Raw genomic sequence first — 26,171 nt, 5'->3', positions numbered from 1 at the left:
GGGCAGACGGTTATGGCACAGATGCCTTTTGCCGGGTCCGCAGGCCGGCTTTACGCCGCCGCGCGCCGCCCCCCGCCGCGCCTGCCCCGGGCCCGCGGCCGGAACAGCCGTTGCGCGGGCCGCTCGACCAGGGTGTAGACGGCGTAGGACAGGGCGATGGCGGCCAGCGTCGCGGCGGAGGCCACCGCCCACGGGGGCAGCGTGTCGCGCAGCCCCGGGACGAGCACCACCGCCACCGGGGTGTGGAACAGGTACAGCGGGTACGTCAGGCCGCCCAGCGTGGTCAGGCCGCCCCAGGTGAGCCGGGACAGCGCGCCGAGCGCGACGGCGGCCATCACGGCGTACATGAGCGCGATGGCGGCGATGACCATCCAGTCCTCCACCGGCATCGCCGAAAAGCCGGCGGCCTCCACGCGTCCGGCCACCCGCTGCGTCGCCGAGCGCAGCGCCAGGGCGAACCCTGCGGCCACGAACCCCCACAGCGGGATCGACGACCCGAAGCGGCGGATGAGGAACAGGGCCATGCCGGTGATGAAGTAGGGCGCGTACTTCGGCATCACGACGAGGTCCGCCGCCTCGGTGAGCGGCCCCAGCTCGACGAATGTGGCGGCGACGGCCGCGGCCAGCCACACGCCCATGAACGCCAGGCACCGGCCCAAAGTCACCCCGGCCAGCACCAGGACGCCGATGAGCAGATAGAACCGCAGTTCCACCCACAGCGACCAGTAGACCCCGTTGGCGTCGGTGACCCCGAACGCGCGCTGCAACATCGTGAGGTTGACCGCGTACTCCCCCGCCGACAGGCGCGGGTCCAGCGCGGTCGCCTTGGTGTACCCGTAGACGCCCGCGACGGCCAGCACGCTCACCCAGTAGGCCGGGAACAGCCGGACCAGCCGGGAGCGGGCGAAGCCGCCGATCCCCCGGCCCCACACGGTCATCAAGATCACAAAACCGCTGATGATGAAGAACAGCTCCACGCCCAGGATGCCGAGCCCGGCGACGGACGCGGTCCCGGGGAACAGCGAGCTCGGCCGTTCCCCCCAGATCGAGGCGAAGGCGACCAGGTAGTGGAAGGCGACCACGGCCAGCGCGGCCAGGAACCGCAGCAGGTCGAGTTCGGCGATGCGGCCGGTCACCCGCTCCCGGCCCGCCGCCGGCCCCGCCGAGGCGCCCTTACGGCCGCCCGTCCGCTGCGCCGGCACGCGCACCGTGCCGGGCCCCTGAACCCGCCCGGTCACCGGGGGTCCGCACCGATGTCTGCACGCACGCCCCTTGGACGATCTAGATCGACGACCGGTTCCCCTTAATTCACAGGGCTTTCAGCGGTCACATCCGTCACATGGACCCGGCCTGACGGCACGAGGCGGCGCGGGCCGCTCGGGCCCGCGCCGCCTCGTGTCAGGTCAGAGGTACTGGCCGGTGTTGGGAACCGTGTCGATGGAACGCCCCGCCTCGGTGCCCTGCTTGCCGGAGACGAGCGTGCGGATGTAGACGATCCGCTCGCCCTTCTTGCCGGAGATGCGGGCCCAGTCGTCGGGGTTGGTGGTGTTGGGGAGATCCTCGTTCTCGGAGAACTCGTCCACGCAGGCGGCGAGCAGGTGCGTGACCCGCATGCCCTTGCGGCCGGTCTCCAGGAACTCCTTGATCGCCATCTTCTTGCCGCGGTCGACGATGTTCTGGATCATGGCGCCGGAGTTGAAGTCCTTGAAGTAGAGGACCTCCTTGTCACCGTTGGCGTAGGTGACCTCCAGGAAGCGGTTCTCCTCGCTCTCGGAGTACATCCGCTCCACGACCCGCTGGATCATCGCCTGCACGGTGGCCGCCCGGGAGGCGCCGTGCTCGACCAGATCGTCGTCGGACAGCGGAAGCGTGGTGGTGATGTACTTGGAGAAGATGTCCTTGGCCGCCTCGGCGTCCGGCCGCTCGATCTTGATCTTGACGTCCAGCCGGCCGGGCCGCAGGATCGCCGGGTCGATCATGTCCTCGCGGTTGGAGGCGCCGATCACGATGACGTTCTCCAGGCCCTCGACGCCGTCGATCTCCGACAGGAGCTGCGGCACGATGGTGTTCTCCACGTCGGAGGAGACGCCGGATCCGCGGGTGCGGAAGATGGAGTCCATCTCGTCGAAGAACACGATGACCGGGGTGCCCTCCGACGCCTTCTCCCTGGCCCGCTGGAAGACCAGGCGGATGTGCCGCTCGGTCTCACCGACGTACTTGTTGAGCAGCTCAGGGCCCTTGATGTTGAGGAAGAAGCTCTTGCCCGACTGGCCGGTCTTCTCCGCCACCTGCTTGGCCAGGGAGTTGGCGACCGCCTTGGCGATGAGCGTCTTGCCGCAACCTGGAGGGCCGTACAGCAGCACGCCCTTGGGCGGGCGCAACTCGTGCTCACGGAACAGGTCGGCGTGCAGGTAGGGCAGCTCGATGGCGTCCCTGATCTGCTCGATCTGCCGGGTCAGGCCGCCGATCTCCTCGTAGGAGATGTCCGGGACCTCCTCCAGCACAAGCTCCTCGACCTCGGACTTCGGAATCCGCTCGTACACATAGCCGGACCGGGGTTCGAGAAGGAGCGAGTCGCCCGCTCTGACGGGCTGGTCCTTGAGGGACTCGGCAAGACGGACCACGCGCTCTTCGTCGGCGTGCGAGATCACCAGCGCCCGCTCGCCGTCTTCGAGCAACTCCTTCAGCATCACGATCTCGCCCACCGTCTCGTAGCCCAGGGCTTCGACGACGTTGAGCGCCTCGTTCAGCATGACCTCCTGGCCGCGCCGCAGCGAGGCCACGTCCACCGCCGGGCTGGCGTTGACCCGGAGCTTGCGCCCGCCGGTGAACACCTCCAGCGTGTCGTCCTCCCGCGCGGAGAGGAAGACGCCGAATCCCGAGGGCGGCTGCGCCAGCCTGTCGACTTCCTCCTTCAGGGCGACAATCTGGTCCCTGGCCTCCTTGAGGGTGGCCACAAGGCGTTCGTTCTGGCCGGTGACCGCGGCCAGATTCGCCTGTGCCTCATGCAGGCGCTCTTCCAAGACCCTTGTCTGACGGGGAGACTCCGCAAGCTTGCGCCGCAACGCGGTGATCTCTTCCTGGAGGAAGGAGACCTGTGTTGTGAGGTCGGCGACCTCCCGTTCGCGCTGGGCGGCCCGAGCTTCGGCGTCATCGCGAGCTGCCACGCCCGTCACCTCCTTCCCAGTCGAGGGCGACTACTAAAGACCCTACCTATCTAACGGCTTTCCGTAACCTGGCCGGGCAGTGTTCGTCTAGTTACAACCGGTGCTTGGTGATTAATCCCCAATGGATGCCTTTAGTAGTGGCAGCATACGAACACGGCGATCTGTTCCCGTGTCGTAGGCGTTTCACCGCTGTGGCTGAATCGTCACCATCAGCGGGCGGTCGCCTCGTCGCCATACGCTCCCTTCGCCGGACGTCTGCGGCGGGGCGGGGCGGTGACCCCCTCCGCCATGCGGCGGGCGGTGACGACGAACCCCGTGTGGCCGACCATCCGGTGGTCGGGCCGCACCGCGAGCCCCTCGACATGCCAGTCGCGGATCAGGGTCTCCCACGAATGCGGCTCGGTGAAACTCCCGTGGTCCCTGATGCTTTCGACAGTACGCGAGAGTTGAGTGGTCGTGGCGACGTAACAGCAGATCACCCCGCCGGGGGTGAGGGACTTGGCCGCGGCGTCCACGCACTCCCAGGGGGCCAGCATGTCGAGCACCACGCGGTCGACGTCGCTCTCGTCGAGCGCGGTCACGAAGTCGCCCACCACCAGCCGCCACTGCTCCACAGGCCCGCCGTAGAACTTCTCGACGTTCTTGCGGGCCACCTCCGCGAAGTCCTCCCGCCGCTCGTAGGACGTCAGGCTCCCGCTCTCCCCCACCGCGCGCAGCAGGAAGCAGCTCAGCGCCCCCGAGCCCACCCCGGCCTCGACCACCCGGGCCCCCGGGAAGACGTCGGCCATCCCGACGATCATCGCGGCGTCCTTCGGGTAGATCACCGCCGCGCCGCGCGGCATCGAGACGGCGTAGTCGTGCAGCAGGTGACGGAAGGCCAGGTACGGCGTGCCGCCCGACGAGCGCACCACCGACCCCTCCGGCATCCCGATCAGCTCGTCGTGCGAAATCGACCCCTTGTGCGTGTGGAAAGCGCCGCCCTCGCGCAGCGTCACCGTGTGCCGCTTGTCCTTCGGGTCGGTGAGCTGAACCTGATCACCGGGCCGGAACGGCCCGTGCCTGCGAAAACCCATGTGCGCAAGGTTATCGCCGCGATCGGCGCAAATGATTCGCCGAGCCGCGCCCGGGCCTGGTAGCAAAGGGGGGTGTTCACCCCCGAAGTGATTCCGGCCGGCCCGGTCCTGCTGCGCCCGCTCGCCGACGGTGACGCCGATGCGATCGTCCGGGCCTGCGCCGACCCGCTCATCACCCGCTTCATCCCGTCGGTGCCGGTGCCCTACACCCATGAGGACGTGGCGGCCTTCATCAAGTCCGCCGCCGACCAGTGGCGCCACGGCGGGGCGACGTTCGCCGTGGCCGACCCGGCGAGCGGCGAGTGGCAGGGCACGATCCGCCTCAAGCCGCCCGACACGCGCGGATGCCACTCGATCGGCTACCTGCTCGCCCCCTGGGCGCGCGGCCGTGGCCTGGCCTCCGCGGCGGCCCGCGGGGTCGCCGAATGGGCCTTCCGGAACGGCGCGCAGCGGATCGAACTGCTCGCCGACGTCGAGAACATCGCCAGCCAGCGGGTGGCGGGCGCGGCGGGCTTCCTGCGGGAGGGGATCAGGCGCGGGCTGGAGCACCGCCGCGACGGCGAGTACCACGACATGGTGGCCTTCGCCAGGCTGGCCGGCGACCCGGGCGAGCCGGTCCGGCCGTACCTGCCGTTCCCGCCCGGCGGGGAGCTGACCGACGGCGTCGTGCGGCTGGTCCCCATCACCGCGCAGGACGCACCCGGCTTCTACGCGATGATGAACGACCCCCAGGTGCTCAAGTACCACGTGGCGCCGGAGACCCCGCCGCTCGCGGAGATCACCGCCAGGTGCCGCATGACGGGCACCTGGTGGCTCGCCGGCGAGCGGGCCGAACTCGCGATCCGCGACGCGGCGACCGGCGAGTTCGCCGGGCACATCCAGCTCACGAACGTCACCCCGCTGCTCGGCCAGGCGATGCTCGGCTACGCGCTGCTGCCCGCTCACCGGGGCAGAGGGTTCGTCACCCGCGCGGTCGACATGCTGGTCTCCTGGGCCTTCGAGCACACCGCGCTCAGCCGGATCGTGGCCGGTACCGCGCCGGGCAACCACGCCTCGCAGGCCGTACTGCGACGGGCGGGCTTCACCTCCGAGGCCCTGATCCGCGGGCTGATGCCCGGACCGGACGGCACCCGCCTGGACGACCTCCAGTGGGCCCGGCTGCGGCCCTGACCGGCGCGTTCCCCGCTCATACGCGACGGGCATGTATCAGGACCCGCGCGGACGGCTCAGGTCTGGGCGAGGGGACCGGCAGAAAGGGAGGCGGATGGCGATGGAGACGACGGCGGAGGCGACCGCGTCCGAACCGGCCGTGCCACAGGACCCGCCGCCGCCGTGGGAGCTGTGGGTGCGCTGCCGGGGCCCGGAGGTCGTGGCGATGATGCGCGTCGGCGGGAAGGTGTCGGAGCTGACCATGAGCGGTGAGGGCGACGTGCTCGGCGCGCTGGGGAAGGTGCTCGCCGCGCTCGGCCGGTGACGGGGCAAATGAGTAGAGCGGTACTCATGCGCGGCGACCCTCGCCGGATCGACCCTGATGCCGCAGCGACGTCCACGCCAAGGCGGTGCCATGTCCGAGCAGGCGTACCAGCCCGCACGGTCCCTGACACGGTTCGCGCACGTCAGGGAGCGGCAGCCGGGGTCGGATCTGGCGATCGGGCTGGACTCGCCCGACCACCGGGCGCCCTTCTACCTCTACGAGGCGGGCCACCTGCTGATCGCCGGGCGGGACGGTGAGCGCCGGGCGCTGCTGAGGGCCGCCGTGGCCCGCATCCCGGGCGTGGACGCGCTCGTGCCCGCGGGGAGGGTCCCGGGCCGCGACCCGGTGGGCCGCTACCGCGTCGAGTCCTCGTCGGGGATCTCCGTGCCCGAGGTCATGGCCGAGGTGGACGTCCGCATCCCGGGCAACCGCGAGATCCCGGTGGTGACCCCGAACCACGTCCTCACCATCGCCGGGACCTGCCTGCTCCCGGAGAACGAGCCGGTCCCGGTACGGCAGGCCCTCCCCTACCCCGCGCCCATGGAGCCCAGCGGCCCGCACTCCGTGGCGGTGTACCTGGCCGACACCGGCCTGGTGCCCGCCCACACCGCGCTCGCCGCCGGGGCGACCTGGATGGCCGGAGTGCGCGGGGAGCCGGGCCCGCCGTACGACCCGGGCGACATCCCGCCCTACGCGGGGCACGGGACGTTCGCGGGCGGGATCGTCGGGTGCCTGGCGCCCACCGCCGCCGTCCTGGTCTCCGCGGACCTGCGGGGCGGGGCGGTCACCGAGTACGACCTGTGCCGCGGGCTGCGGCGCGTGATCGGCTCCGGGCGGGTGCCGGACGTGATCGGCCTGGTGGCCGGGGCCGCCACCCGCGGCGGGCACCCGCCGCTGGCCATGGAGGCGATCATCGGGTGGGCCGAGCTGAGCCTGCGCAGGATCGGCAGGCCGCTGCTGGTCGTGGCGGCGGGCGACAACGCCTCCGCCGTGCCGCCATGGCCCGCGGGCTATGCCGCGATCTCTCCCTCGGTCCTGTCGGTCGGCGCGCTGGACCAAGGACAGCCGCCGCGGCGGGCCTGCTTCAGCAACCATGGACCGTGGGTGAAGGTCTACGCCTCGGGCGAGAAGCTGGTCAACGTCTTCCCGCACGGCCGCTACCGGTACCGGCACGGCCCCGCGGAGGTCTGCGACAGCGACGCGCTGACCCCCGGCAGGGGCGAGACCCGCCGCTTCGCCGGCGGCCTCGCCCGGTGGAGCGGCACGTCCCTGGCCACGCCGCTGGTCGCGGGCCTGATCGCGCGCCGGGTGGCGCGGACCGGGCAGAGCGCGCGGCAGGCGGCGGCCGATGTCATGGCCTTCGCCCGCTCCCAGGCGGGCGCGGGGCCGCTGCCCGCCGTCTTGACCGCCGACAACGAGATCGTGTGACCCCTGGCGGCGGGACGGTCACCCGTCGGACGGGAGCACGTCCGTCAGGCCCGGATCGTCGGCGGTCGGATCCGTCGGCTCGCCGGTGACCGGGCCGATGCTCTGGTCGGCCGGCGGCGATGTGGCCGGTTCGGTCGGCACCTCGGTGGGCGTGCCGGTGGGGGTGTCGGTAGGGGTGTCTGTGGGGGACGCTTCGCCCGTGACGGTGACGGTCGCCGTGGGACGCCCGCAGTCGTCGATCGTCACGGTCCCCGCGCTCTCCTCCGGAGTCACCGGCGGCAGAGGGGTCTCGATGAGCGTGGGGACGGCCATGGCGGCCCGGCGCGGCACTGGGAGGGGACCTGCCCCGACGGGCGCCGTGGGCGGCTCCTGCGTGCCGACCAGCGGGTCGGGCGGGCGGGTGGACACCGTGGGCGAGGGCAGCGCCGAGGGGAGGCACGCGGGCGGCAGGCCGGGCGGCGCGCCCCGCCGTACCTCGGGCACGGACGGCACGCCCACGCAGTCGGTGGTCAGTTCGCCGTCCGGGGTGTGGATCACGGACTCCCGCAGCACCCGGTGCGTGCTGCCGTGGCCGACCGAGCCGCCGAACCGGACCAGGTTCACACCGTGCTCGATCTCCTTCTCGGAGACCTCGTACAGCGCCCGGACCGTGGTGCCGGACTTCTCGATCCGCCTGACCAGCGTCCCCGCCTGCCGGGTGAGGAAGTAGGACGCGCCGCGCGGGGCGAGGGCCAGCGGGTTGACGGTGATCTCGGGCAGCGCGCGCCGTACCGCGCGCAGGTCCGCGGCCTTGCCGAGGTCGAGGATGCGGGTGATCTGCCGGACGCGCTCATGCCCGGCGGGGGCCTCGGTGAGCACGGTCAGCCGCCGCGGCCTGCCGGCGCCGTCGAAGCGCAGGGCGTAGGAGACGACGACCCGGCCGGAGGACCGTTCCAGGCCTAGCAGCGCCGTGACGGCGGCGGTGGGCTTGGCGGTGACGGTGGCGCTCCACGAGCGGGTCACCGTGAACCCGCTGTCGGCGTGGCGGGTCAGCTCCGCGGCGGTCCGCGCCTCCGCGATGGCGGACACCTCCGCCACCTTGGCCAGGCCGAGCGAGGCCGATCCGGCGACCGAACCGTCGAGTTCCACGCTCATCTGAGCCCAGCCGCCCGGCGGCACGTCGCTGCGCAGGACCTCCTCGATCACCGCGCGGTCGCGGCTTTCGTAGTAGAACCCCACCTGGGATCCGGCGGTCGCGCGCAGGTCCGCTCTCGCGTACCCGACGTCCGCGCCGAGCCGCGCGCCGCCGGACAGTTTGTAGTTCAGGAAGGCGGCGAAGGTCCGGCCCTTGCGCCCCGGGCGCCGTAGTTCGGCGAAACCGGAGGAGGCGCCCGCGCTCACCGCGGCGAGGCCGGCCTCGACCTCCACCGTGCCCGTGCTGACGTCTTGGCGCAGCGTGCAACGGTACGGCTCGATGCCGGTTCCGCCGCCGCAGGCCACGGCGCACGGGACGACGGCGAGCACCACCGCGGCGATTCCCGCTCCACGCATCGGGTCCCCCTTGACTCGGCAGGATCCCGATGTTCGCATTCGCCGCCAGGGGCCCGAATGAGTAGACCACTACTCATTTCGGTGACCGTCAGGGCACGCGGCGGCGAAGCGCGGCTCAGCGGGTGCGGTGCGACTCGTAGCGCATGGTCCGCGACACGCCGATCCGCACGGTGGTGCCCGGGGCGATGGACACCGGCTCGTTGGGCGGGATGTCGTAGAAGTTGGGGTCGCCGGGCGGCTGGATCTGGGTGCCGTTGACCGACCCGAGATCGACCAGGTTGACGTCCCAGCCGTCGAGGGCGACGCGCAGGTGGCGGCGGGAGACCGAGCCGTCCGGGCTGGTCACCTTGGCGGGCCTGGCCTGCCCCGAGGTGACCTCCCCGGCCCGCTCGGGGTCGCGGCCGAGCAGGTAGTCGGTGTCCAGCCGCAGCGTCATGCCGTCGTCGAGGAGCAGCACTCCGAGCGGCGGGCGCGGGCCCTGGTAGGGGACCAGGGTGCGCTGCACGAGGGCGATGCCGCACACCGCGCAGTACGGCACGCGGGGGTCGTTGAAGTGGTCGTTCTTGCAGTCGACGCCGAGGACCAGCGCCCGGGAGCCGGGGTCGCCCTGGTCGGCGGGGGCCTCCGGCTCGGCGGGCTCGGCCTGCTCGGGCGCGGGAGGCAGGGCCTCGAAGGGTTGTTCCCTGAGGTCGGGGAAGCCCCCGGAGCCGTTGCCCAGGCCGGGGCCCGCGTCGTCGGGGGCGGGCGGCTCGCCCTGGGGGCCGGGCGGCGGCAGCGGGAACTGCTCGGAGGGCTGGCCGGGCGGCATGCCGTACGCGGGACCGGAGGGGCCGGACGGGACGGGCGGGACCATCGGGGCGGGGTAGTGGTCGCCGCCCATCGGGTAGGGCGCCCGCGGATCGGGCTGCGGGGCCGGCGGCGCGGGCAGCACGGGCGGCGCAGGAGGTGCGGGCGGCACAGGCGACGCGGCGGACGGCGACGACACAGAGGGTACGGCGGGCACGGCGGGCGGCGGGGCGGCGCGCTCAGGCTCCGGCTCGACGAGCGCGGGCTGGAGGTCCGGCTCGGGGGCCCGCCATTCGCGCTGGGCGGGCCTGGCGGGCGCGGGACGGTCATCGGGCTCGCCCGCCCCGGTGTACTCGCCGGTCATGCCGCCGCCGACGACCACGCCCTCATCGAGCCTGGTCCTCGGGTGCGGGTCGCCCGCGCCGGGCAGGCGCAGCTCCACGCGCCGTACGGGGCCGGGCACGAGCCGGTCGGTCCAGGTGAGCGCGTCGCGCCCGGCCAGGGCCACCTCGCCCGACTCGGACTCGACGGTGGCCGACGCCTCCCCGCTGACCAGTACGGCGATGCCGCCCGCGGCCGGACCGGCGACCGCGCACCCGATCGGCTCCGCGGTCATCGACCGGGCGAGCACCTGGGCGGCACGGCGGGCCAGCGCCCTGCCGTCGCCACCGGTGGCGGCGGTGTCACGGACCGCCTCCAGTAGCTCGGAGGCCACGGCGTCCACCGCGTCGCACACCAGGACCAGGCCGCCCACATGGGCGACCAGCCCGTTGCCAGGAAGCGGACGGACCACTCCGAAGCCCTGGTCGGTCACAGAACTCTCCCTCCCCGGAATCACACAGATCCATACCACTAGGAAGTGCGTCTAGAATGCGCCGGCGGTCGGACCGTGGCAAAAAGAACCCTAGTAGACCTTCTGGCAGGAGCGTCACCAGTCCGAAGGGGGGGCCGGTCCTTCTCCCGGCGGAACCGCGGGAAGGCAGGGCCGAACGCCTTCCCAGCACACGCACGGCACGGCGATGAGCGCGAGCGTGGAAAGGCCGGTGGCGGGGCCGCCGCCGAGCGGCGCCGGCGGGCCGGGGGCAGGGAACTATCAGTAAGGTAACGATCGGCCCACGGTGGCGGGCGGGCGCACCCGGGCCCATTCTCCTACAGAACCACGCAGGCCGGGGAGGTGGGCTCGGACCGGATGCGTGTTCGCCTCAGACGCCGCTGAACACCCGGTTGACGTCGGCGGTGGCGAGCACGCCGTACACCTCGCCGCTCCGCTCGACCAGCAGGTATTCGCCCGCGGGCGTCTCGCGCATGGCGTCGATCAGCGCCTCGCCGCTGAGGTCGGCGGCCAGCACCAGCGAGGGCTCCAGCGTGCGGGCCAGCGAGCCCGCGGTCACCCACGGCCTGCGCTGCTCCGGCGTGGCCTCCACGGCGGCCTCGTTGACGAGGGCGATCGGCCTGCCGTCGTGGTCGACCACGACCATGGCGCCCGCCTGGGCCGCCGAGGCCCGGCGCAGCGCCTCGGCCAGCGGCACGTCCGAGGTCACCGGGATCGCGCGCCTGGCCAGGCTGCGCGCGTTGACCTGCGGGATGCGGGCCCGCACCCGCGCGGTGCGCAGCGACTGGCTGGCCCCGAACCAGATGAACCCGGCCAGCAGGAACGACCACAGCACGAACAGGTTGAACACCTGCCCGCCGCTCATCAGCGTCAGGATCAGGGGAATGGCGGCCAGCACGATGGCGAGCCCCCGGCCGACCCACGCGGCGGCGACGGTGCCCGAGCCGGAGTCACGCGTGGCCTTCCACACCCCGGCGCGCAGCATCCGCCCGCCGTCCAGCGGAAGGCCCGGCAGCAGGTTGAACACGCCGACGATCAGGTTGGCCACCCAGAGCTGCCAGGTCAGGACACCGAGGATGCCGCCCTCGGGCACGACGAAGACGTCGAGCAGGAACCCGGCCAGGGCGAGGCCCAGGGAGAGCAGCGGCCCGGCGAAGGCGACCATGAACTCCCTGCCGGGAGAGTCGGGTTCGCGTTCGATCTCGGAGACGCCGCCCAGCAGGTAGAGCGTGATCCGGCGCACCGGCAGGCCGTACCGCTTGGCCACGACGCAGTGCGCCAGCTCGTGCAACAGCACCGAGACGTACAGCAGCACGGCGAAGGCGAAGGCCACCGCGTAGCCCGCCGCCTCGCTCAGCCCGGGCACGCTGAGCTGCACGCTCTCCTTGTAGGTGATGGTGATGAACGCCGCCACGATGAACCACGTGGGCGAGACGTACACCGGGATGCCGAAGGGCCGGCCCATCCGCAGACCCGGTGATCGCTGTGGGCTCTCGCTGCTCACTCGTCTCGCTCCGCCTTCTGCCGCGTCTGCCGATGGAGGCGCGTTTCGCCATGCAGGCATCTCCGCCTTAGAGCCTAGATGCCTTGTAGACCTCGATGCTACGCGTCACAGGGCCCGGACGGTCCGGCGTGGCGGGCGCCTCGCGGGGCGCCGGATCGTGAAGATGTCGGCGCGGTGGCCTAAAGTGCGGGTCATGGTGGAGCGTACCCGGCCGTCCCAGGCCCGCCGATGTCGTGACCCGCTCGGCGCGGTGCGGGCAGGAGGGCGATGAGCGCGCCGACGGTCATCGGCGCGCTGTCGCCGTCGCGGGCCGGCGACTTCATGACCTGCCCGCTGCTCTACCGCTTCCGGGTGATCGACCAGATCCCCGAGCGGCCCTCGCCGGCGGCGGTCCGCGGCACGGTGGTGCACGCCGTGCTGGAGCGGCTGTACGACCTGCCGGCCGGGCGGCGCACCGTGCGCGCGGCGCTCGACCTGCTCGAACCGCAGTGGGAGCGGCTGCGCGAGCGCGAGCCGGAGACCGCGGAGATGTTCGCCGACGAGGGCGAGCAGGCGGCCTGGCTGGACCAGGCGCGCACGATGCTGGAGCGCTATTTCACCCTTGAGGACCCGACCCGCCTGGAGCCGGCCGAGCGCGAGCTGTACGTGGAGGCGGTGCTCGGCAACGGGCTGATGCTGCGCGGCTACATCGACCGGCTCGACGTCGCGCCGACCGGTGAGATCCGGGTGGTCGACTACAAGACGGGCACCGCGCCCGGCCGCGACTTCGAGGCCAGGGCGCTGTTCCAGATGAAGTTCTACGCGCTCGCGCTGTGGCGGCTGCACGGCACGGTGCCGCGGGTGCTGCAACTGGTCTACCTCGGCAACGGCGAGGTGGTCCGGTACGCGCCCGAGGAGGCCGACCTGCTGGCCACCGAGCGCAAGGTGTCGGCGCTGTGGCAGGCGATCGAGCGGTCGATGAGCACCGGCGAGTGGCGGGCCCGGCCGAGCAGGCTGTGCGACTGGTGCGACCACCAGGCGCTGTGCCCGGAGTTCGGCGGCACTCCCCCGCCGCTGCCCGAGCGGCGCCCGGGGGACACCGTGGCCGGCGGCCGTCGCCGTCGCGCCGCCAGCGACGAGCTTTAGACGAGTTGTAGACGAGCTGTGACGGGGCCCCGGATCGCCCGGCCGGGGCGGGGGTTCCTGCGGCAGGAGGATGGCGCATCCTCCTGCCGCAGGGTGGGTGCGCGCGGCGAAGTTCTACATTGAAGGCGTGCTCACCACCCTCGGCGGCCTGCGGGCCTGGCTCGGCGACCGTCCGCTGGTCCCGGACGCCCTCCTCGCCGCGCTGCTCGTCGCCGCCGCGGCGGCGGAGCTGATCTCGCCCCTGCCGTCCGGCGCGCGTCCCCCCGACCCGGCCGGGAGCGTCGCGGTGCTGCTCGGCTGCGCCGCCGTGGCGGTGCGCCGCAGATGGCCCTTCGCGCTGCTGTGCGCGCTGGAGACGGCGCAACTCGCGCTGGTCATGACCGGCCATGACACCTCGATGATCGGCACGGCCACCCTGGTCGCCGTCTACAGCGTGGCCGCGCACCGGGGGCTGGCGGTCAGCCTGGCGGGGCTGGGCCTGGACGTGCTGGCCGTGCTCGTGGGCGTGTCCTCCGGGGTGGACGCCGACACCCGGACGGTGCTGCTGGTGGGCGTCCCGGTCGTGGTGACCGCCTGGGTGGTCGGGCGCAGCCTGCGGATGCGGCGGGCCTACCTGGCGGAGTTGAAGGACCGGGCCGAACGGCTGGAGCGCGCCAGGGACGCCGACACCCGTGCCGCGCGGGCCGAGGAGCGTTCGCGCATCGCCAGGGAGCTGCACGACGTGGTGGCCCACCATGTGAGCGTGATGACCGTGCAGGCGGCCGCGGCCAGGCGGATCCTGACCACCAACCCGCAGGGCGCGGGTGAGGCGCTGTCGGCGATCGAGGAGGTCGGGCGCACCGCGATGGCGGAGATGCGCAACATCGTCGGGGTGCTCAGGACCGACGACGGCCGGGCGGGGCCCGCCGAGCGCGGTCCGCAGCCCGGCACGCTGGAGCTGCCCGCGCTGGTGGAGCAGATGCGCGAGGCGGGGCTGCCGACCCAGTTGTGGACCGAGGGCGAGCGCGGGGACCTGCCGCCGGGCATCGACCTGGCCGCCTACCGGCTGGTCCAGGAGGCGCTGACGAACACGCTGCGGCACGCGGGGCCGGGAGCGCGGGCGTGGGTGACGGTACGCCACGAGCCGGGCGAGTTCTCCGTGCGGATCGAGGACGACGGGCGCGGCCCGGAGGCCCCGCGGCCGGACGGGGAGCGGCATGGACCGGGCCACGGGCTGGTCGGGATTCGCGAGCGAGTGGCGCTTTATGGTGGAATGCTGAGAATCGGCCCGCGCGCCGGGGGCGGCTTCGAGGTACGCGCACGGTTCCCGCTCAAGGACGGACGATGACGATCAGAGTGCTGCTGGTGGACGACCAGCCGCTGCTGCGTACCGGTTTCCGGTTGATCCTGGAGGCCGAGACCGACCTCACGGTGGTCGGCGAGGCCGGCGACGGCAAGGCGGCTCAGGAACAGGCCCGCGCTCTGCTGCCGGACGTCGTGCTGATGGACGTGCGGATGCCGGGCGTGGACGGCATCGACGCGACCCGCAGGATCGTGCGCGAGGCCACCGCCGGGGTCCATGTGCCGAAGGTGCTCGTACTGACCACCTTCGACCTGGACGAGTACATCGTGGAGGCGCTGCGCGCCGGGGCCAGCGGCTTCCTGCTCAAGGACGTGCCCCCCGACGAGCTGGTGAACGCCATCCGTGTGGTGGCCGCAGGCGACGCGATCGTGGCGCCGAGCATCACCCGGCGCCTGCTGGACCGCTTCGCCACCCGCCTGCCACCGGCCCACCCGCAGTCCACCCCCGCCCGCCTGGACCGGCTCACCGAGCGCGAGCTGGAGGTGCTGCGGCTGATCGCCCGGGGCATGTCGAACGCCGAGATCGCCGCCGAGCTGGTGGTCAGCGAGACCACCGTGAAGACCCACGTCGGCAACGTGCTCACCAAGCTGTCGCTGCGCGACCGGGTGCAGGCGGTGGTGCTCGCCTACGAAACCGGGCTGATCACTCCGGGCGCGATCCCCTAGTCCACCGCCTTCGCAGCCGTCGCGTCCGCCGTGGCCTGCGCGGGGACGTTCTCCGGGAAGTGGCAGGCGACCTGGTGGCCGCCGGCCCGCTCGACCAGCGGCGGCTCCTGCTGCTTGCAGATGTCCTGCGCCTTCCAGCAGCGGGTGTGGAAGCGGCACGCCGGGGGCGGGTTGAGCGGGGAGGGCACATCGCCCTTGAGCCGGATGCGACCGCGCTCGGTACGGCCCCGCGGGTCGGGGACCGGCACCGCGGACAGCAGCGCGTTGGTGTACGGGTGCATCGGCGAGCCGTACAGGCTCTTGCGGTCGGCCAGCTCGACGATCTTGCCGAGGTACATCACCGCCACCCGGTCGGAGATGTGCCGGACCACCGACAGATCGTGGGCGATCACCACGTAGGTGAGGTCCAGCTCGTTCTGGATGTCCTCCAGCAGGTTGACCACCTGCGCCTGGATGGACACGTCGAGCGCGGAGACCGGCTCGTCGGCGATGATCAGCTTGGGCCTCAGGGCGAGGGTCCTGGCGATCCCAATGCGCTGGCGCTGGCCGCCGGAGAACTCGTGCGGGTAGCGGTTGTAGTGCTCCGGGCTGAGGCCGACCGTCTCCAGGATCTCCTGGACGGCCTTCTTGACGCCCTGCTCGGTCTTGATGCCCTGGATGCGGTACGGCGCGCCGACGATCGCCCCCACCGTGTGCCGGGGGTTCAGCGACGAGTAGGGGTCCTGGAAGATCATCTGCATGTCCCGGCGCAGCGGGCGCAACCGGGACTGCGACATGTGGGTGATGTCCCGTCCCTCGAAGACGATCTTCCCGCCGGTGGGGTCGAGCAGCCTGGTGATCAGCCGGCCCGTGGTGGTCTTCCCGCACCCGGACTCGCCCACCAGGCCCAGGGTCTCGCCCTTGCGGACGCTGAAGGAGACCCCGTCCACCGCCTGCACGGCGCCCACCTGCCGCTTGAGCAGCCCCTTGGTCACCGGGAAGTGCTTTTCCAGGCCGGTCACCGCGAGCAGGGGCTCGCCGTCCGGAAGATCCGCGGCATCGGTCGTCGAGGTGCTCACGTGGTCTCCAAGATCGGTTTGACGTCGTTCTCCCAGATCTCCCGCCGCCGCGCGCGGGACAGGTGGCAACGCACCAGGTGCCCGCCGGTCGCGGTCTCCGCCAGCGGCGGCACCTCTTCCTTCGCCCGCTCGCCGGACTCCGCGGCGTAGGGGCAGCGCGGGTGGAAGGCGCAGCCGGACGGGATGTTGATCAGGGACGGCGGAGCGCCCTTGATCGGCACCAGCCGTTCGGTCGGCTCCCGGTCCAGCCTTGGCACCGAGCTGAGCAGGCCCCAGGTGTAGGGGTGCTCGGGGGTGAGGAAGATGTCCTCGGCCGCGCCGTACTCGACGCACTTGCCGCCGTACATCACCAGGATGTCGTCGGCCAGCTCGGCCACGACGCCCAGGTCGTGGGTGATGATGATCAGCGCGGAGTTGAACTCGCGCTGCAGGTCGCGCATCAGGTCCAGGATCTGGGCCTGCACGGTCACGTCCAGTGCCGTGGTGGGCTCGTCGGCGATCAGTAGTTCCGGGTCGCAGGACAGCGCCATGGCGATCATCGCCCGCTGCCGCATCCCGCCGGAGAACTGGTGGGGGTAGTCGTCCACCCGCTGGTCCGGCTGCGGGATGCCGACCCTGCCCAGCATGTCGATCGCGTGCCGGCGGGCCGCCGCCTTGCTCACGCTGTTGTGGATCCGGTACGCCTCGATGATCTGCTTGCCGACGCTGTAGTACGGGTGCATCGCCGACAGCGGGTCCTGGAAGATCATCGCCATCTTCTTGCCGCGCAGCTTGCGCACGGCCTCGGGCGGCGCGGAGATCAGCTCATCGCCGTCCAGCCAGATCTCGCCGGAGAGCCTGGCGTTGCCACCGGAGTGCAGGCCGAGGATGCCGAGGCTGGTCACGCTCTTGCCCGAGCCGGACTCCCCGACGATGCCGAGCGTCTTGCCGCGCTCCAGCCCGAACGACAGCCCGTCCACCGCGCGGACCAGGCCGTCATCGGTCGGAAAGTGGATGCTGAGGTCACGGACCGCCAGATGCGGCATGGTGTCGTTGGCGCTCACGCGAGCCTCACCCTTGGGTCGACGACGGCGTACAGCAGGTCCACGATCAGGTTGGCGATCACCACGAACACCGCGGTGAGCAGGGTGACGCCCATCACCTTGGGAAGGTCGTTGCTGACGATGGCCTCGATGGCGTACTTGCCGAGCCCGTTGAGGGAGAAGGTGCTCTCGGTGAGCACGGCGCCGCCGAGCAGCAGGCCGAAGTCGAGGCCGAAGATGGTCACGATCGGCGTGAGCGCGGCCCGCAGGCCGTGCTTGACCACCACCGTCCGCTCGGGCAGGCCCTTGGCCCGCGCGGTGCGGATGTAGTCCTCGTTCATGGTCTCCAGCATGCCCGCCCGGGTGAGCCGGGCGTAGCCCGCGGCGAACAGGAACGCCAGCGTGACCCAGGGCAGGATCAGGCTGTAGGCCCACTGCAACGGATCGACGGTGAAGTCGACGTAGGTCCCGCCGGGCACGGTCCAGCCCAGGTAGTAACTGAAGAAGACCAGCGAGATCATGCCGGTGAAGAACACCGGCATGGACACCCCGGCCAGCGCGATGCCCATCGCGGCCCGGTCGAAGAAGCTGCGGCGGCGCAGGGCCGATATCACGCCGGTGGCCACCCCGGCGATCACCCAGATCACCGCGGCCCCGACCCCCAGCGAGAACGTGATCCGCGACCGGTCCATCAGGTCGGGCCACACGGGCTGCTGGGTGAGGTAGGAGTAGCCGAAGCAGGGCGCCGGGCATTTCTCGACGCTGGTGCCCGTGTCGTACTCCGCGCCCACGACCAGGCCCTTGACGAACCTGCCGTACTGCACCGGCATCGGGTCGTAGAAGCCGAGCCGCTGGGCGATCAGTTGCTGGGTCTCCGCAGTGGCCGTACGACCGGCATAGCGGCTCGCCATGCTCTCCGGAGTGGCGCCGACCAGCCGCGGGACCAGAAAGAAGATCGCGAAGGTGACGATGCTCACGATGACGAGCATGATCACCGCGCCGATCAGGCGCCTGATGATGTATGTGATCACAGTGCCCGGCCCTGACGGCCGCCGCCAGGATCGCTGACGGCGGCCGTCGTGGCCTTCACCTGCCTATCTCGTTGGATGATCGCCAGGAACGCCTACTGCTGAACGCCGAGGCCCACGTAGTCGTACATCTGCTGGGAGTCGCTGACGTACAGGTTGGTCAGGCCCTTGCCGCGCATCAGGATCGACTTGGCGTACACACCGGGCACGGTGACCGCCTCGTCCATGATGCGCTGGTTGATCTCGGCCCACAGGGCGTCGCGGGCGGCGACGTCGGCCTCGCCCTTGACCTGGTCGATCTTCTGGTCGACTTCGGGGATCTTGATGCTCAGGTTGTAGTTGCCGGACTCACGGATGGTACGGCTGTCCGCGATGGCCTGGAGGAAGCCGAAGGTCTCCGGGTAGTCCGAGCCCCAGCCGTTGACGGCCAGGCCGAGCTTGTTCTGCTTGACGTAGTCCGGCTTGCCGGCGTACAGGGTGAAGTAGTCGCCGTCGGGGAAGGGCTTGAGCGTCAGCTTGATGCCGACCTTGGCCAGCGACTGCTGCACGGCCTCGGCGAACGCCTTCTCGCCCGGGCGCTCGCTGCGGTAGGAGATGTCGGCGCTGAAGCCGTTCGGCTGGCCGCAGGCCGCGAGGGCCGCCTTGGCCTTGTTGACGTCGCCCTTGTTGCCCGGGGTGGCGTAGGTGCCGATCTCCTTGTAGCCGCCCAGGGACGGCGGGATCATGCCGGTCGCGATGTCACCGCCGTTGGGACCGCCGTAGGCGCGCTGAACCGACGTGCGGTCCACCGCCCACAGCACGGCCTTGCGGCACTCGATGTTGTTGAACGGCTCGATGTCCGGGATGACCGAGAGGTACCACAGCCGCTGGAGCTTGGCGTTGTCGGTCCTGGCCTTCAGCACGGGGTCGTTCAGCACGCGGGTGCGCGCGGCCTGCTGGAGGCCGAGGCCGGTGACGGCCAGGTGCACGTCGCCGGAGATCAGCCGGTTGTCGATGTCGTCGGCATTGACGTTGAGCTGGACCTCGAAGCCGTCGGGCAGCGCGGGGCGGTTCGGGTCGGTGGCCGGGTCCCAGTTCGGGTTGCGCTTCAGGGAGAAGGACTTGCCGATCTCGTTCTTGTCGAACATGTACGGCCCGGACGCGATCACGTGCTCCTGGTACTTCGTTCCGGTGTCCTTGGCCTTGGGCACCGGCATGGTCATCGGCATCTGCACGATGTAGTCGAAGGAGCCGAAGGCCGCCTTCAGCTTGAAGATGATCGTGTAGTCGTCCGGCGTCTCGATCGCCGAGCTGATGTCCCTGTCCGGCTCCTTGAAGGCGCCCTTGTAGTCCTTGGGCCAGTCCAGCAGCTCATTGAGGTAGCTCGGGCCCTTGGGCAGCACCTGCTTGTCGAAGGAGCGGGCGACGCTGTAGGCGATGTCCTTGGAGGTGATCTCCGTGCCGTCCTCGAACTTCACGCCCTTGCGTAGCTTGTAGGTCCAGGTCTTGCCGCCGTCGCTGGTCTCCCCCAGGCTCTCGGCGAGGTCGGGGGCCAGCGTGTTGCCCTCGGCGCCCGGAGCGGGCTTGAACATCACCAGGGTGCGGCCGTACAGGCGGGCGAAGTTGAACGAGTAACCGTAGTAGGTGTTACCCGGATCCAGGCTGTCCCAGGTGCCCTCATGGGCCATCTTGACGATCCCGCCCTTGGCCTTGGACGGGTTGTAGACCTTGCCGAGCGCGGCGTTGAACTCCTCCTTCACCGCGCCGGCCGAGCCGCCACCGGACTGGCCGGGAGGTGTGTTCCCGCCACCGCCCGCGCAGGCCGATAGGCCGAGCGCCAGCGCGGTTCCGATGGCCGCGATGGCCACTCCGGATCTTGTTCTCATTACTTCGCACCCCTTTGTTGGGATATGGAGCCGGGGGATCGTGGAGGGTAGGCGGGCTAACGGGTGCGCGGGTCGAAAGCGTCCCGCAGTCCGTCGCCGAACAGGTTGAAGGACAGCACCGTGATGAAGATCGCCATCCCCGGGAAGATCGCGAAGTGCGGCAACGTGAAGAACCGCACCGCATCGGCCAGCATGCCGCCCCAGGTGGGCGTGGGCGGCCGGACCCCGACCCCGAGGAAGGACAGCGCCGACTCGAACAGTATGTTCGACGGGATCAGCAGCGTCGCGTAGATCAGGATCGGTGCCATCAGGTTCGGCAGCAGTTCGCGGAAGATGATGTGCGGCCAGCGCGCGCCCAGGCTGCGCGCGGCGTCCACGAACTCGCGCTCGCGCAGGGACAACGTCTGACCACGGATGATCCGCCCGATGTAGGGCCAGTTGAAGAAGCCGATGATGAACACCAGCAGGGCGATCCGCAGTGAGTCGCCGGTGAGCCCGAACGCGGTGTCCGGGATCGCGCCCACCAGGGCGATGGCGAAGACCAGCAGCGGGAAGGCCAGGAAGATGTCCATCGTGCGGCCGATCAGGGTGTCCACCCAGCCGCCGAAGTAGCCGGCCACGACGCCCATCAGCGTGCCGATCACCACCGAGACCAGGGTGGCGAGGAAGGCGATCAGCAGGGAGATCCGCGCGCCGTACACGACGCGGCTGAACAGGTCGCGCCCGTTCCTCGGCTCCAGGCCGAACAGGAAGTCCCAGCTCATTCCGCCGAACGCGCCGATCGGCACACCGGTGTTGGGATCGGTCAGGTCCTCATGGAACAGCTGCGGCGGATGGCCGAGCAGCCCGACGATGGCGGGGGCGAAGATCGCCATCAGGATGAGGAGGATCACGATGCCCGCGCCGGCCATGGCGACCTTGTCGCGTTTCAGCCGCGACCACGCGATCTGCCCGAGTGACCGGCCGGCGATGCTCTTGCCGCCTGCCCCCTCCAGCACCGACTCCGGCGGGGTCTCCGGGGCCGATCCGGAGACATCGAGCGGTGCGGTCATACTTCAGCCCCCTGGGTCGCAGACGACGTTGTCCCGGCAGGCACGGGTGTGCGCCTGAATGGGGAAGCCGCTTGAGTGCGGTCCCCGGAAGGCAGAATGTATGCGCCCAACTGCGCTGACTAGCCCTTTGGCCAGCGATGTAGCGCAACTGTGATTCACGCGACACGTATTCGTATCGATCTTGGCGAAATATCTAGAACTTGTTCTGATTCCGTCTCGATTCGGTGACACGAGACCTTACTCACACCATAACGGTCATCACCCCATGTGATCGATATGGGGCGGCGTCGCGACCACCGCGGACGAGATCACGGAGGGCCACCAAGGGCGGAGGAGATCCTTGACATCGCCCCTGACTTGAATTTCGGTCAGCCCCTAAGTGCCGCTAACTGATTCCGCGTCGCTTAAGAATGTCCTCAATGTCGGAAAAATCATCGTCTGCGGCCTTTTTTGCGGACGCCGGTCGCCGGGTGGGCAACGGCTGCGTCGCGGCGGCCGGCGGAGCCGGAGCGGCGACCCCCGGACGCGGCTGCGCCGGTGCGGCCTGCCGCTGCGCGGGCTCGGCGGCGGCGCCGGTACGCCGGTCGGCCTTGGCCCGGCCACGGCCGCGCAGGAAGCCCGAGACGAGGTACAGGACCACCGCGAGGCCCGTCAGGGCCACGCCGATCCACACGGTCGGCGAGAAGACCAGGCCGGTCACGAAGCCGACGACCGAGCTGCCGATGTTCCACAGCACGGGCAGGGCCCCCGTGAGGTACGCGGCCATGGGCAGCAGCGACCAGGCCGCCGCACGCAGCCCGGCCGCGGCGCCCCTGCGCCGCAGCAGCAGGAAACTGATCACCAGCCCCACACCGGTCACTCCGGCGCACAGCGGCAACCACGCGATCTGATTCATGTCGGGCCGCCCCCTCGTATCGCTTCGTCCCTACCATCCTGGCACGCGAAAGCGCCCCCTCCTCTCCTACCGGAGGGGGATTGATCGGCGATCGGGCCCTTAGGGGGACGATCAGGGATCGCTGGGGGTGGCCACCCTGGCGAGCAGCGCCACATCGACCTGGGTCAGCGAACCGGCGATCATCCGGCCGGGGGCCGGCGGGATGGGCAGCAGGCTCGGCACCGCGACCACGCGGCACCCGGCGGCGGTGGCCGAGGTGACGCCGTTCGGTGAGTCTTCGAGCACCACACAGCGCCGCGCCTCGACCCCGGCCAGCGCCACGGCGAGCCGGTAGGGCTCGGGGTCGGGCTTGGTCCGCGAGACGTCGTCGCCGGTGACCACGTGGTCGAAGAAGTGGCGGCCGATGGCCTCCAGGCAGACCTCGGCCACCGCGCGGGCCGAGGAGGTCACCAGGGCCGTGGGCACGCCCGTGGCGCGCACCGAGCGCAGCAGCGCGGCGGCGCCGGGCATCATCTCGACGCCGCCCTCGCGGAGCCTGGCGGTCATCCCGGCGAGCATCCACGACCCGACCTCCGCCGGCTCGGTGTCCGCGCCGGAGGTCTTGAGCATGTAGGCCACCGTGGAGGGCAGCGAGCCCCCCACGAGGTGTTCCTGGTCTTCGGGCCCCCAGGAGCCGCCGAGGCGTTTCATCACCTCGGCCTCGACCTCGAACCAGACCTTCTCGGTGTCCACGAGCAGGCCGTCCATGTCGAAGAAGACGGCCCCGGGCAGCTCAGACATTGAAGTACTTGGCCTCGGGATGGTGGACGACGAGGGCCGAGGTGGCCTGCTCGGGGTGGAGCTGGAACTCCTCCGACAGGTTCACCCCGATCCGGGCGGGGTCGAGCAACTCCATCACCTGCACCTGGTCTTCGAGGTTGGGACAGGCAGGATAGCCGAAGGAGTAACGGCAGCCGCGGATGTTGACCTTCAGCATGTCATCCAGCGACTCCTGGCCCCCGATGCCGAGCTCCGAGCGCACCCGCGCGTGCCAGTATTCGGCCAGCGCCTCGGTGAGCTGCACCGATAGGCCGTGCAGCTCCAGGTAGTCGCGGTAGGCGTCCTTGGCGAACAGCTCACCGGTGGCCTCGGCGATGCGGTTGCCCATGGTGACCACCTGGAAGGCGATCACGTCGGTCTCGCCGGACTCGCGCGAGCGGAAGAAGTCGGACAGGCAAAGGTGCCGGTCGCGGCGCTGGCGGGGGAAGGTGAACCTGGTCCGCTCGTTGCCGGCGTCGTCGAGGATGATCAGGTTGTCGCCCTCGCTGACGCACGGGAAGTAGCCATAGGCCACGGCGGCTTCGAGCAGACCCTCTGTCTGGAGCCGGTCGAGCCACATGCGCAGCCGCGGGCGGCCCTCGGTCTCCACCAGCTCCTCGTAGGAGGGCCCCGAGCCGCTGCGCGCGGGCTTGAGCCCCCACTGGCCCATGAACGTCGCCCGCTCGTCCAGGAACGCGGCGTAGTCGCCCAGCGCGATGCCCTTGACCACGCGGTCGCCGACGAACGGCGGGGTGGGCACCGGGTTGTCGGCGGCCACGTCGGAGCGGGCGGGCATCTCCTCCTCGGGCGTGCGGTCCAGCGCCGCGCCGGTCTTGACCCGCCGGGTGCGCAGCTCCGGCAGGCGCGCGCCGTCCTCGCCGCGCTTGACCGCCATGATGGCGTCCATCAGGCGCAGGCCCTCGAACGCGTCGCGGGCGTAGCGGACCTCGCCCTGGAACACGTCGGCGAGGTCCTGCTCGACGTAGGCGCGGGTGAGCGCGGCACCGCCGAGCAGCACCGGGAACCGGGTGGAGATGCCCCGGGAGTTCATCTCCTCAAGGTTCTCCTTCATCACCACGGTGGACTTGACCAGCAGCCCGGACATGCCGATGACGTCGGCGTTCTTGTCCTCGGCCGCCTCCAGGATCGCCGTCACCGGCTGCTTGATGCCGAGGTTGACCACCTCGTAGCCGTTGTTGGACAAGATGATGTCGACGAGGTTCTTGCCGATGTCGTGGACGTCGCCCTTGACCGTGGCCAGCACGATCCGGCCCTTGCCGCCGTCGTCGACCTTCTCCATGTGCGGTTCGAGGTAGGCGACGGCGGTCTTCATCACCTCGGCCGACTGGAGCACGAACGGCAACTGCATCTGCCCCGAACCGAACAGCTCGCCGACCGTCTTCATGCCGTCGAGGAGCACGTCGTTGATGATCTCCAGCGCCGGGCGCTGGGCCAGCGCCTCGTCCAGGTCGGCCTCAAGGCCCTTGCGCTCGCCGTCCACGATGCGGCGCTTGAGCCGCTCCCACAGCGGCAGCCCGGCCAGCTCGGCCGCCTTGCCGGCCCGCAGCGCGGCCACGTCGACGCCCTCGAACAGCTCCATGAAGTGCGCCAGCGGGTCATACCCCTCCCGCCTGCGGTCGTAGACCAGGTCCAGCGCGGCCTGGCGCTGGTCGTCGGGGATGCGGGCCATCGGCAAGATCTTCGACGCGTGCACGATCGCCGAGTCGAGCCCGGCGTTGACGCACTCGTTGAGGAAGACGCTGTTGAGGACGATCCGGGCGGCCGGGTTGAGGCCGAAGGAGACGTTGGAGACGCCGAGGGTGGTCTGCACGCCCGGGTAGCGGCGCTTGAGCTCGGCGATGGCCTCGATGGTCTCCAGGCCGTCTCTGCGGGTCTCCTCCTGGCCGGTGGCGATCGGGAACGTCAGGCAGTCGACGATGATGTCGCCGACGTGCATGCCCCACTCGCGGGTCAGCGACTCGATCAGGCGGGTCGCCACCCGGACCTTCCACTCGGCGGTGCGGGCCTGGCCCTCCTCGTCGATCGTCAGCGCCACCACGGCCGCGCCGTGCTCGCGCACCAGCCGCATCACCCGCTGGAAGCGGGAGTCGGGGCCGTCGCCGTCCTCGTAGTTGACCGAGTTGATCGTCGCGCGCCCGCCGATCAGCTCCAGCCCGGCCTCAAGGACCGCCGGCTCGGTGGAGTCGAGCACGATCGGCAGCGTGGAGGCGGTGGCGAACCGGAAGGCCAGCTCCTTCATGTCGGCGACGCCGTCGCGGCCGACGTAGTCGATGCACAGGTCGAGCATGTGCGCCCCGTCGCGGGCCTGCTCGCGGGCCATCTCCACGCAGTCGTCCCACCGCTCGGCGAGCATCGCCTCACGGAACGCCTTGGAGCCGTTGGCGTTGGTCCGCTCGCCGATCGCCAGGTAGGAGGTGTCCTGGCGGAACGGGACGTGCTGGTAGAGGGAGGCGGCGCCCGGCTCGGGGCGGGGCCGCCGCTCGGCGATCTCGGCGCCGCGCACCCGCTCGACCACCTGGCGCAGGTGCTCGGGGGTGGTGCCGCAGCAGCCGCCGACCAGGGACAGCCCGTAGTCGCGGGTGAAGGCGCCGTGCGCGTCGGCCAGCTCGCCGGGGCTCAGCGGGTAGCGCGCGCCGTCGGAGGTGAGCTGCGGCAGCCCCGCGTTGGGCATGCAGGACAGCGCCAGCCGGCTGTGCCGGGACAGGTAGCGCAGGTGCTCGCTCATCTCGGCCGGGCCGGTCGCGCAGTTGAGGCCGATCACATCGACGCCGAGCGGCTCGATCGCGGTCAGCGCCGCGCCGATCTCGGAGCCGAGCAGCATCGCCCCGTTGGTCTCGATGGTCACCTGGGCGATGATCGGTACGTCGCGGCCGGCGTCGGCGATGGCGCGCCGCGCGCCGATCACCGCCGCCTTCACTTGGAGGAGGTCCTGGGAGGTCTCGATGATCAGGGCGTCCGCCCCGCCCGCGATCAGCCCGGCGGCGTTGTCGCGGTAGGCGTCGCGCAGCGAGGCGAACGGCGCGTGCCCGAGGGTGGGCAGCTTGGTGCCGGGGCCCATCGAGCCGAGCACGAACCTGGGCCGCTCATCGGTGCTCCAGGCGTCGGCCCGCTCGCGGGCCAGCCGGGCGCCCGCCTCGGCCAGCTCATAGACCCGCTCGGCGATGCCGTACTCGCCGAGCGCCGCGAGGTTGGTGCCGAAGGTGTTGGTCTCCACACAGTCCACGCCCACCTCGAAGTAGGCGTCGTGCACCGACCGCACGATGTCCGGCCGGGTGACGTTGAGGACCTCGTTGCAGCCTTCGTGGCCCTCGAAGTCGTCCAGTGTCACGTCGTGGGCCTGAAGCATCGTGCCCATCGCCCCGTCGGCCACCACGACGCGCTGGGACATGACTGCACGCAAGGACGGTCGGCTTGTCATGGGCTCAAGCTTAGTGCGATCCCCTGGAGGATCGGTCGAGGGAGCCGCACTCCTACGGTGGTCCCACGGTATCGGCGACGCCCGCCGA

At 71.0% G+C, this 26,171-nt stretch carries 20 protein-coding genes; 6 read left to right on the top strand and 14 right to left on the bottom strand.

The features are described from left to right. Window positions 1-50: 50 nt before the first annotated feature. The 3 genes from ACH34R_RS30830 to ACH34R_RS30820 all read right to left on the bottom strand — a co-directional run bounded on the left by ACH34R_RS30830 (window position 51) and on the right by ACH34R_RS30820 (window position 4,240). Window positions 51-1,238: an acyltransferase family protein gene (locus ACH34R_RS30830; protein ID WP_397565027.1), complete on the bottom strand. Its 1,188-nt coding sequence runs from the start codon at window positions 1,236-1,238 to the stop codon at window positions 51-53. A 165-nt stretch (window positions 1,239-1,403) separates the two neighbouring features. Continuing rightward, on the bottom strand, window positions 1,404-3,176 hold the full coding sequence (gene arc / locus ACH34R_RS30825) for a proteasome ATPase (RefSeq protein ID WP_397565026.1): 1,773 nt from the start codon (window positions 3,174-3,176) through the stop codon (window positions 1,404-1,406). Between the two features lie 200 nt (window positions 3,177-3,376). Then, on the bottom strand, window positions 3,377-4,240 hold the full coding sequence (locus tag ACH34R_RS30820) for a tRNA (adenine-N1)-methyltransferase (RefSeq protein ID WP_397565025.1): 864 nt from the start codon (window positions 4,238-4,240) through the stop codon (window positions 3,377-3,379). A gap of 72 nt (window positions 4,241-4,312) precedes the next feature. Here ACH34R_RS30820 and ACH34R_RS30815 point away from each other — a divergent pair, with 72 nt between their 5' ends. The 3 genes from ACH34R_RS30815 (at window position 4,313) to ACH34R_RS30805 (ending at window position 7,142) form a co-directional block, all read left to right on the top strand. Continuing rightward, window positions 4,313-5,410, top strand: a complete 1,098-nt coding sequence (locus ACH34R_RS30815) for a GNAT family N-acetyltransferase (RefSeq protein WP_397565024.1) — start codon at window positions 4,313-4,315, stop codon at window positions 5,408-5,410. 94 nt (window positions 5,411-5,504) lie between these two features. Then, window positions 5,505-5,714: a hypothetical protein gene (locus ACH34R_RS30810; RefSeq protein WP_397565023.1), complete on the top strand. Its 210-nt coding sequence runs from the start codon at window positions 5,505-5,507 to the stop codon at window positions 5,712-5,714. Between the two features lie 90 nt (window positions 5,715-5,804). Beyond that, complete coding sequence (locus ACH34R_RS30805) at window positions 5,805-7,142, top strand: S8 family serine peptidase (RefSeq protein WP_397565022.1); 1,338 nt, start codon at window positions 5,805-5,807, stop codon at window positions 7,140-7,142. Window positions 7,143-7,160: 18 nt separating this feature from the next. Here the strand turns inward: ACH34R_RS30805 and ACH34R_RS30800 are convergent, their stop codons facing one another. The 3 genes from ACH34R_RS30800 to ACH34R_RS30790 all read right to left on the bottom strand — a co-directional run bounded on the left by ACH34R_RS30800 (window position 7,161) and on the right by ACH34R_RS30790 (window position 11,755). Further along, complete coding sequence (locus ACH34R_RS30800; protein WP_397565021.1) at window positions 7,161-8,672, bottom strand: hypothetical protein; 1,512 nt, start codon at window positions 8,670-8,672, stop codon at window positions 7,161-7,163. A 115-nt stretch (window positions 8,673-8,787) separates the two neighbouring features. After that, a complete protein-coding gene (locus tag ACH34R_RS30795) occupies window positions 8,788-10,272 on the bottom strand; it encodes an FHA domain-containing protein (RefSeq protein ID WP_397565020.1) in 1,485 nt (494 codons plus the stop codon). Between the two features lie 388 nt (window positions 10,273-10,660). Further along, window positions 10,661-11,755: a site-2 protease family protein gene (locus ACH34R_RS30790; protein ID WP_397565171.1), complete on the bottom strand. Its 1,095-nt coding sequence runs from the start codon at window positions 11,753-11,755 to the stop codon at window positions 10,661-10,663. Window positions 11,756-12,061: 306 nt separating this feature from the next. On the opposite strand from ACH34R_RS30790, the gene ACH34R_RS30785 reads away from it, so the two are divergent. The 3 genes from ACH34R_RS30785 (at window position 12,062) to ACH34R_RS30775 (ending at window position 14,926) form a co-directional block, all read left to right on the top strand. After that, window positions 12,062-12,919, top strand: a complete 858-nt coding sequence (locus ACH34R_RS30785) for a RecB family exonuclease (RefSeq protein ID WP_111171597.1) — start codon at window positions 12,062-12,064, stop codon at window positions 12,917-12,919. 70 nt (window positions 12,920-12,989) lie between these two features. Continuing rightward, on the top strand, window positions 12,990-14,246 hold the full coding sequence (locus tag ACH34R_RS30780) for a sensor histidine kinase (RefSeq protein ID WP_397565019.1): 1,257 nt from the start codon (window positions 12,990-12,992) through the stop codon (window positions 14,244-14,246). Continuing rightward, window positions 14,243-14,926: a response regulator gene (locus ACH34R_RS30775; RefSeq protein ID WP_397565018.1), complete on the top strand. Its 684-nt coding sequence runs from the start codon at window positions 14,243-14,245 to the stop codon at window positions 14,924-14,926. The genes ACH34R_RS30780 and ACH34R_RS30775 overlap by 4 nt, the downstream gene beginning before the upstream one ends. Here the strand turns inward: ACH34R_RS30775 and ACH34R_RS30770 are convergent. The 8 genes from ACH34R_RS30770 to metH form a co-directional block, all read right to left on the bottom strand. Further along, a complete protein-coding gene (locus ACH34R_RS30770) occupies window positions 14,923-15,984 on the bottom strand; it encodes an ABC transporter ATP-binding protein (RefSeq protein ID WP_397565017.1) in 1,062 nt (353 codons plus the stop codon). The two genes, ACH34R_RS30775 and ACH34R_RS30770, sit on opposite strands and share 4 nt — an antisense overlap. Further along, window positions 15,981-17,009, bottom strand: coding sequence for an ABC transporter ATP-binding protein (locus tag ACH34R_RS30765; RefSeq protein WP_397565170.1), 1,029 nt, complete (start codon window positions 17,007-17,009; stop codon window positions 15,981-15,983). Before ACH34R_RS30765 ends, ACH34R_RS30770 begins: the two co-directional genes overlap by 4 nt. Before the next feature lie 14 nt (window positions 17,010-17,023). Then, window positions 17,024-18,037: an ABC transporter permease gene (locus tag ACH34R_RS30760; protein WP_397565016.1), complete on the bottom strand. Its 1,014-nt coding sequence runs from the start codon at window positions 18,035-18,037 to the stop codon at window positions 17,024-17,026. A 92-nt stretch (window positions 18,038-18,129) separates the two neighbouring features. Next, a complete protein-coding gene (locus ACH34R_RS30755) occupies window positions 18,130-19,899 on the bottom strand; it encodes an ABC transporter substrate-binding protein (protein WP_397565015.1) in 1,770 nt (589 codons plus the stop codon). A gap of 56 nt (window positions 19,900-19,955) precedes the next feature. After that, window positions 19,956-20,951 carry an ABC transporter permease gene (locus ACH34R_RS30750; protein WP_397565014.1) on the bottom strand — a complete coding sequence of 332 codons (996 nt, stop codon included), beginning with the start codon at window positions 20,949-20,951 and terminating at the stop codon, window positions 19,956-19,958. Window positions 20,952-21,336: 385 nt separating this feature from the next. Continuing rightward, window positions 21,337-21,846 (bottom strand): cellulose synthase, encoded by a 510-nt coding sequence (locus ACH34R_RS30745; RefSeq protein ID WP_397565013.1) that lies wholly within the window; start codon window positions 21,844-21,846, stop codon window positions 21,337-21,339. 111 nt (window positions 21,847-21,957) lie between these two features. Next, window positions 21,958-22,626, bottom strand: a complete 669-nt coding sequence (locus tag ACH34R_RS30740; protein WP_397565012.1) for an HAD family hydrolase — start codon at window positions 22,624-22,626, stop codon at window positions 21,958-21,960. Further along, window positions 22,619-26,083 carry a methionine synthase gene (gene metH / locus ACH34R_RS30735; RefSeq protein WP_397565011.1) on the bottom strand — a complete coding sequence of 1,155 codons (3,465 nt, stop codon included), beginning with the start codon at window positions 26,081-26,083 and terminating at the stop codon, window positions 22,619-22,621. The genes ACH34R_RS30740 and metH overlap by 8 nt, the downstream gene beginning before the upstream one ends. Between the last annotated feature and the right edge of the window lie 88 nt (window positions 26,084-26,171).

Source organism: Spongiactinospora sp. 9N601 (assembly GCF_044326295.1).
In the GTDB taxonomy this organism is placed as follows: Bacteria; Actinomycetota; Actinomycetes; order Streptosporangiales; family Streptosporangiaceae; genus Spongiactinospora; species Spongiactinospora gelatinilytica.
Note: the sequence above shows the minus strand (reverse complement) of the source record. Positions and strands in the feature narration are given on the sequence as shown.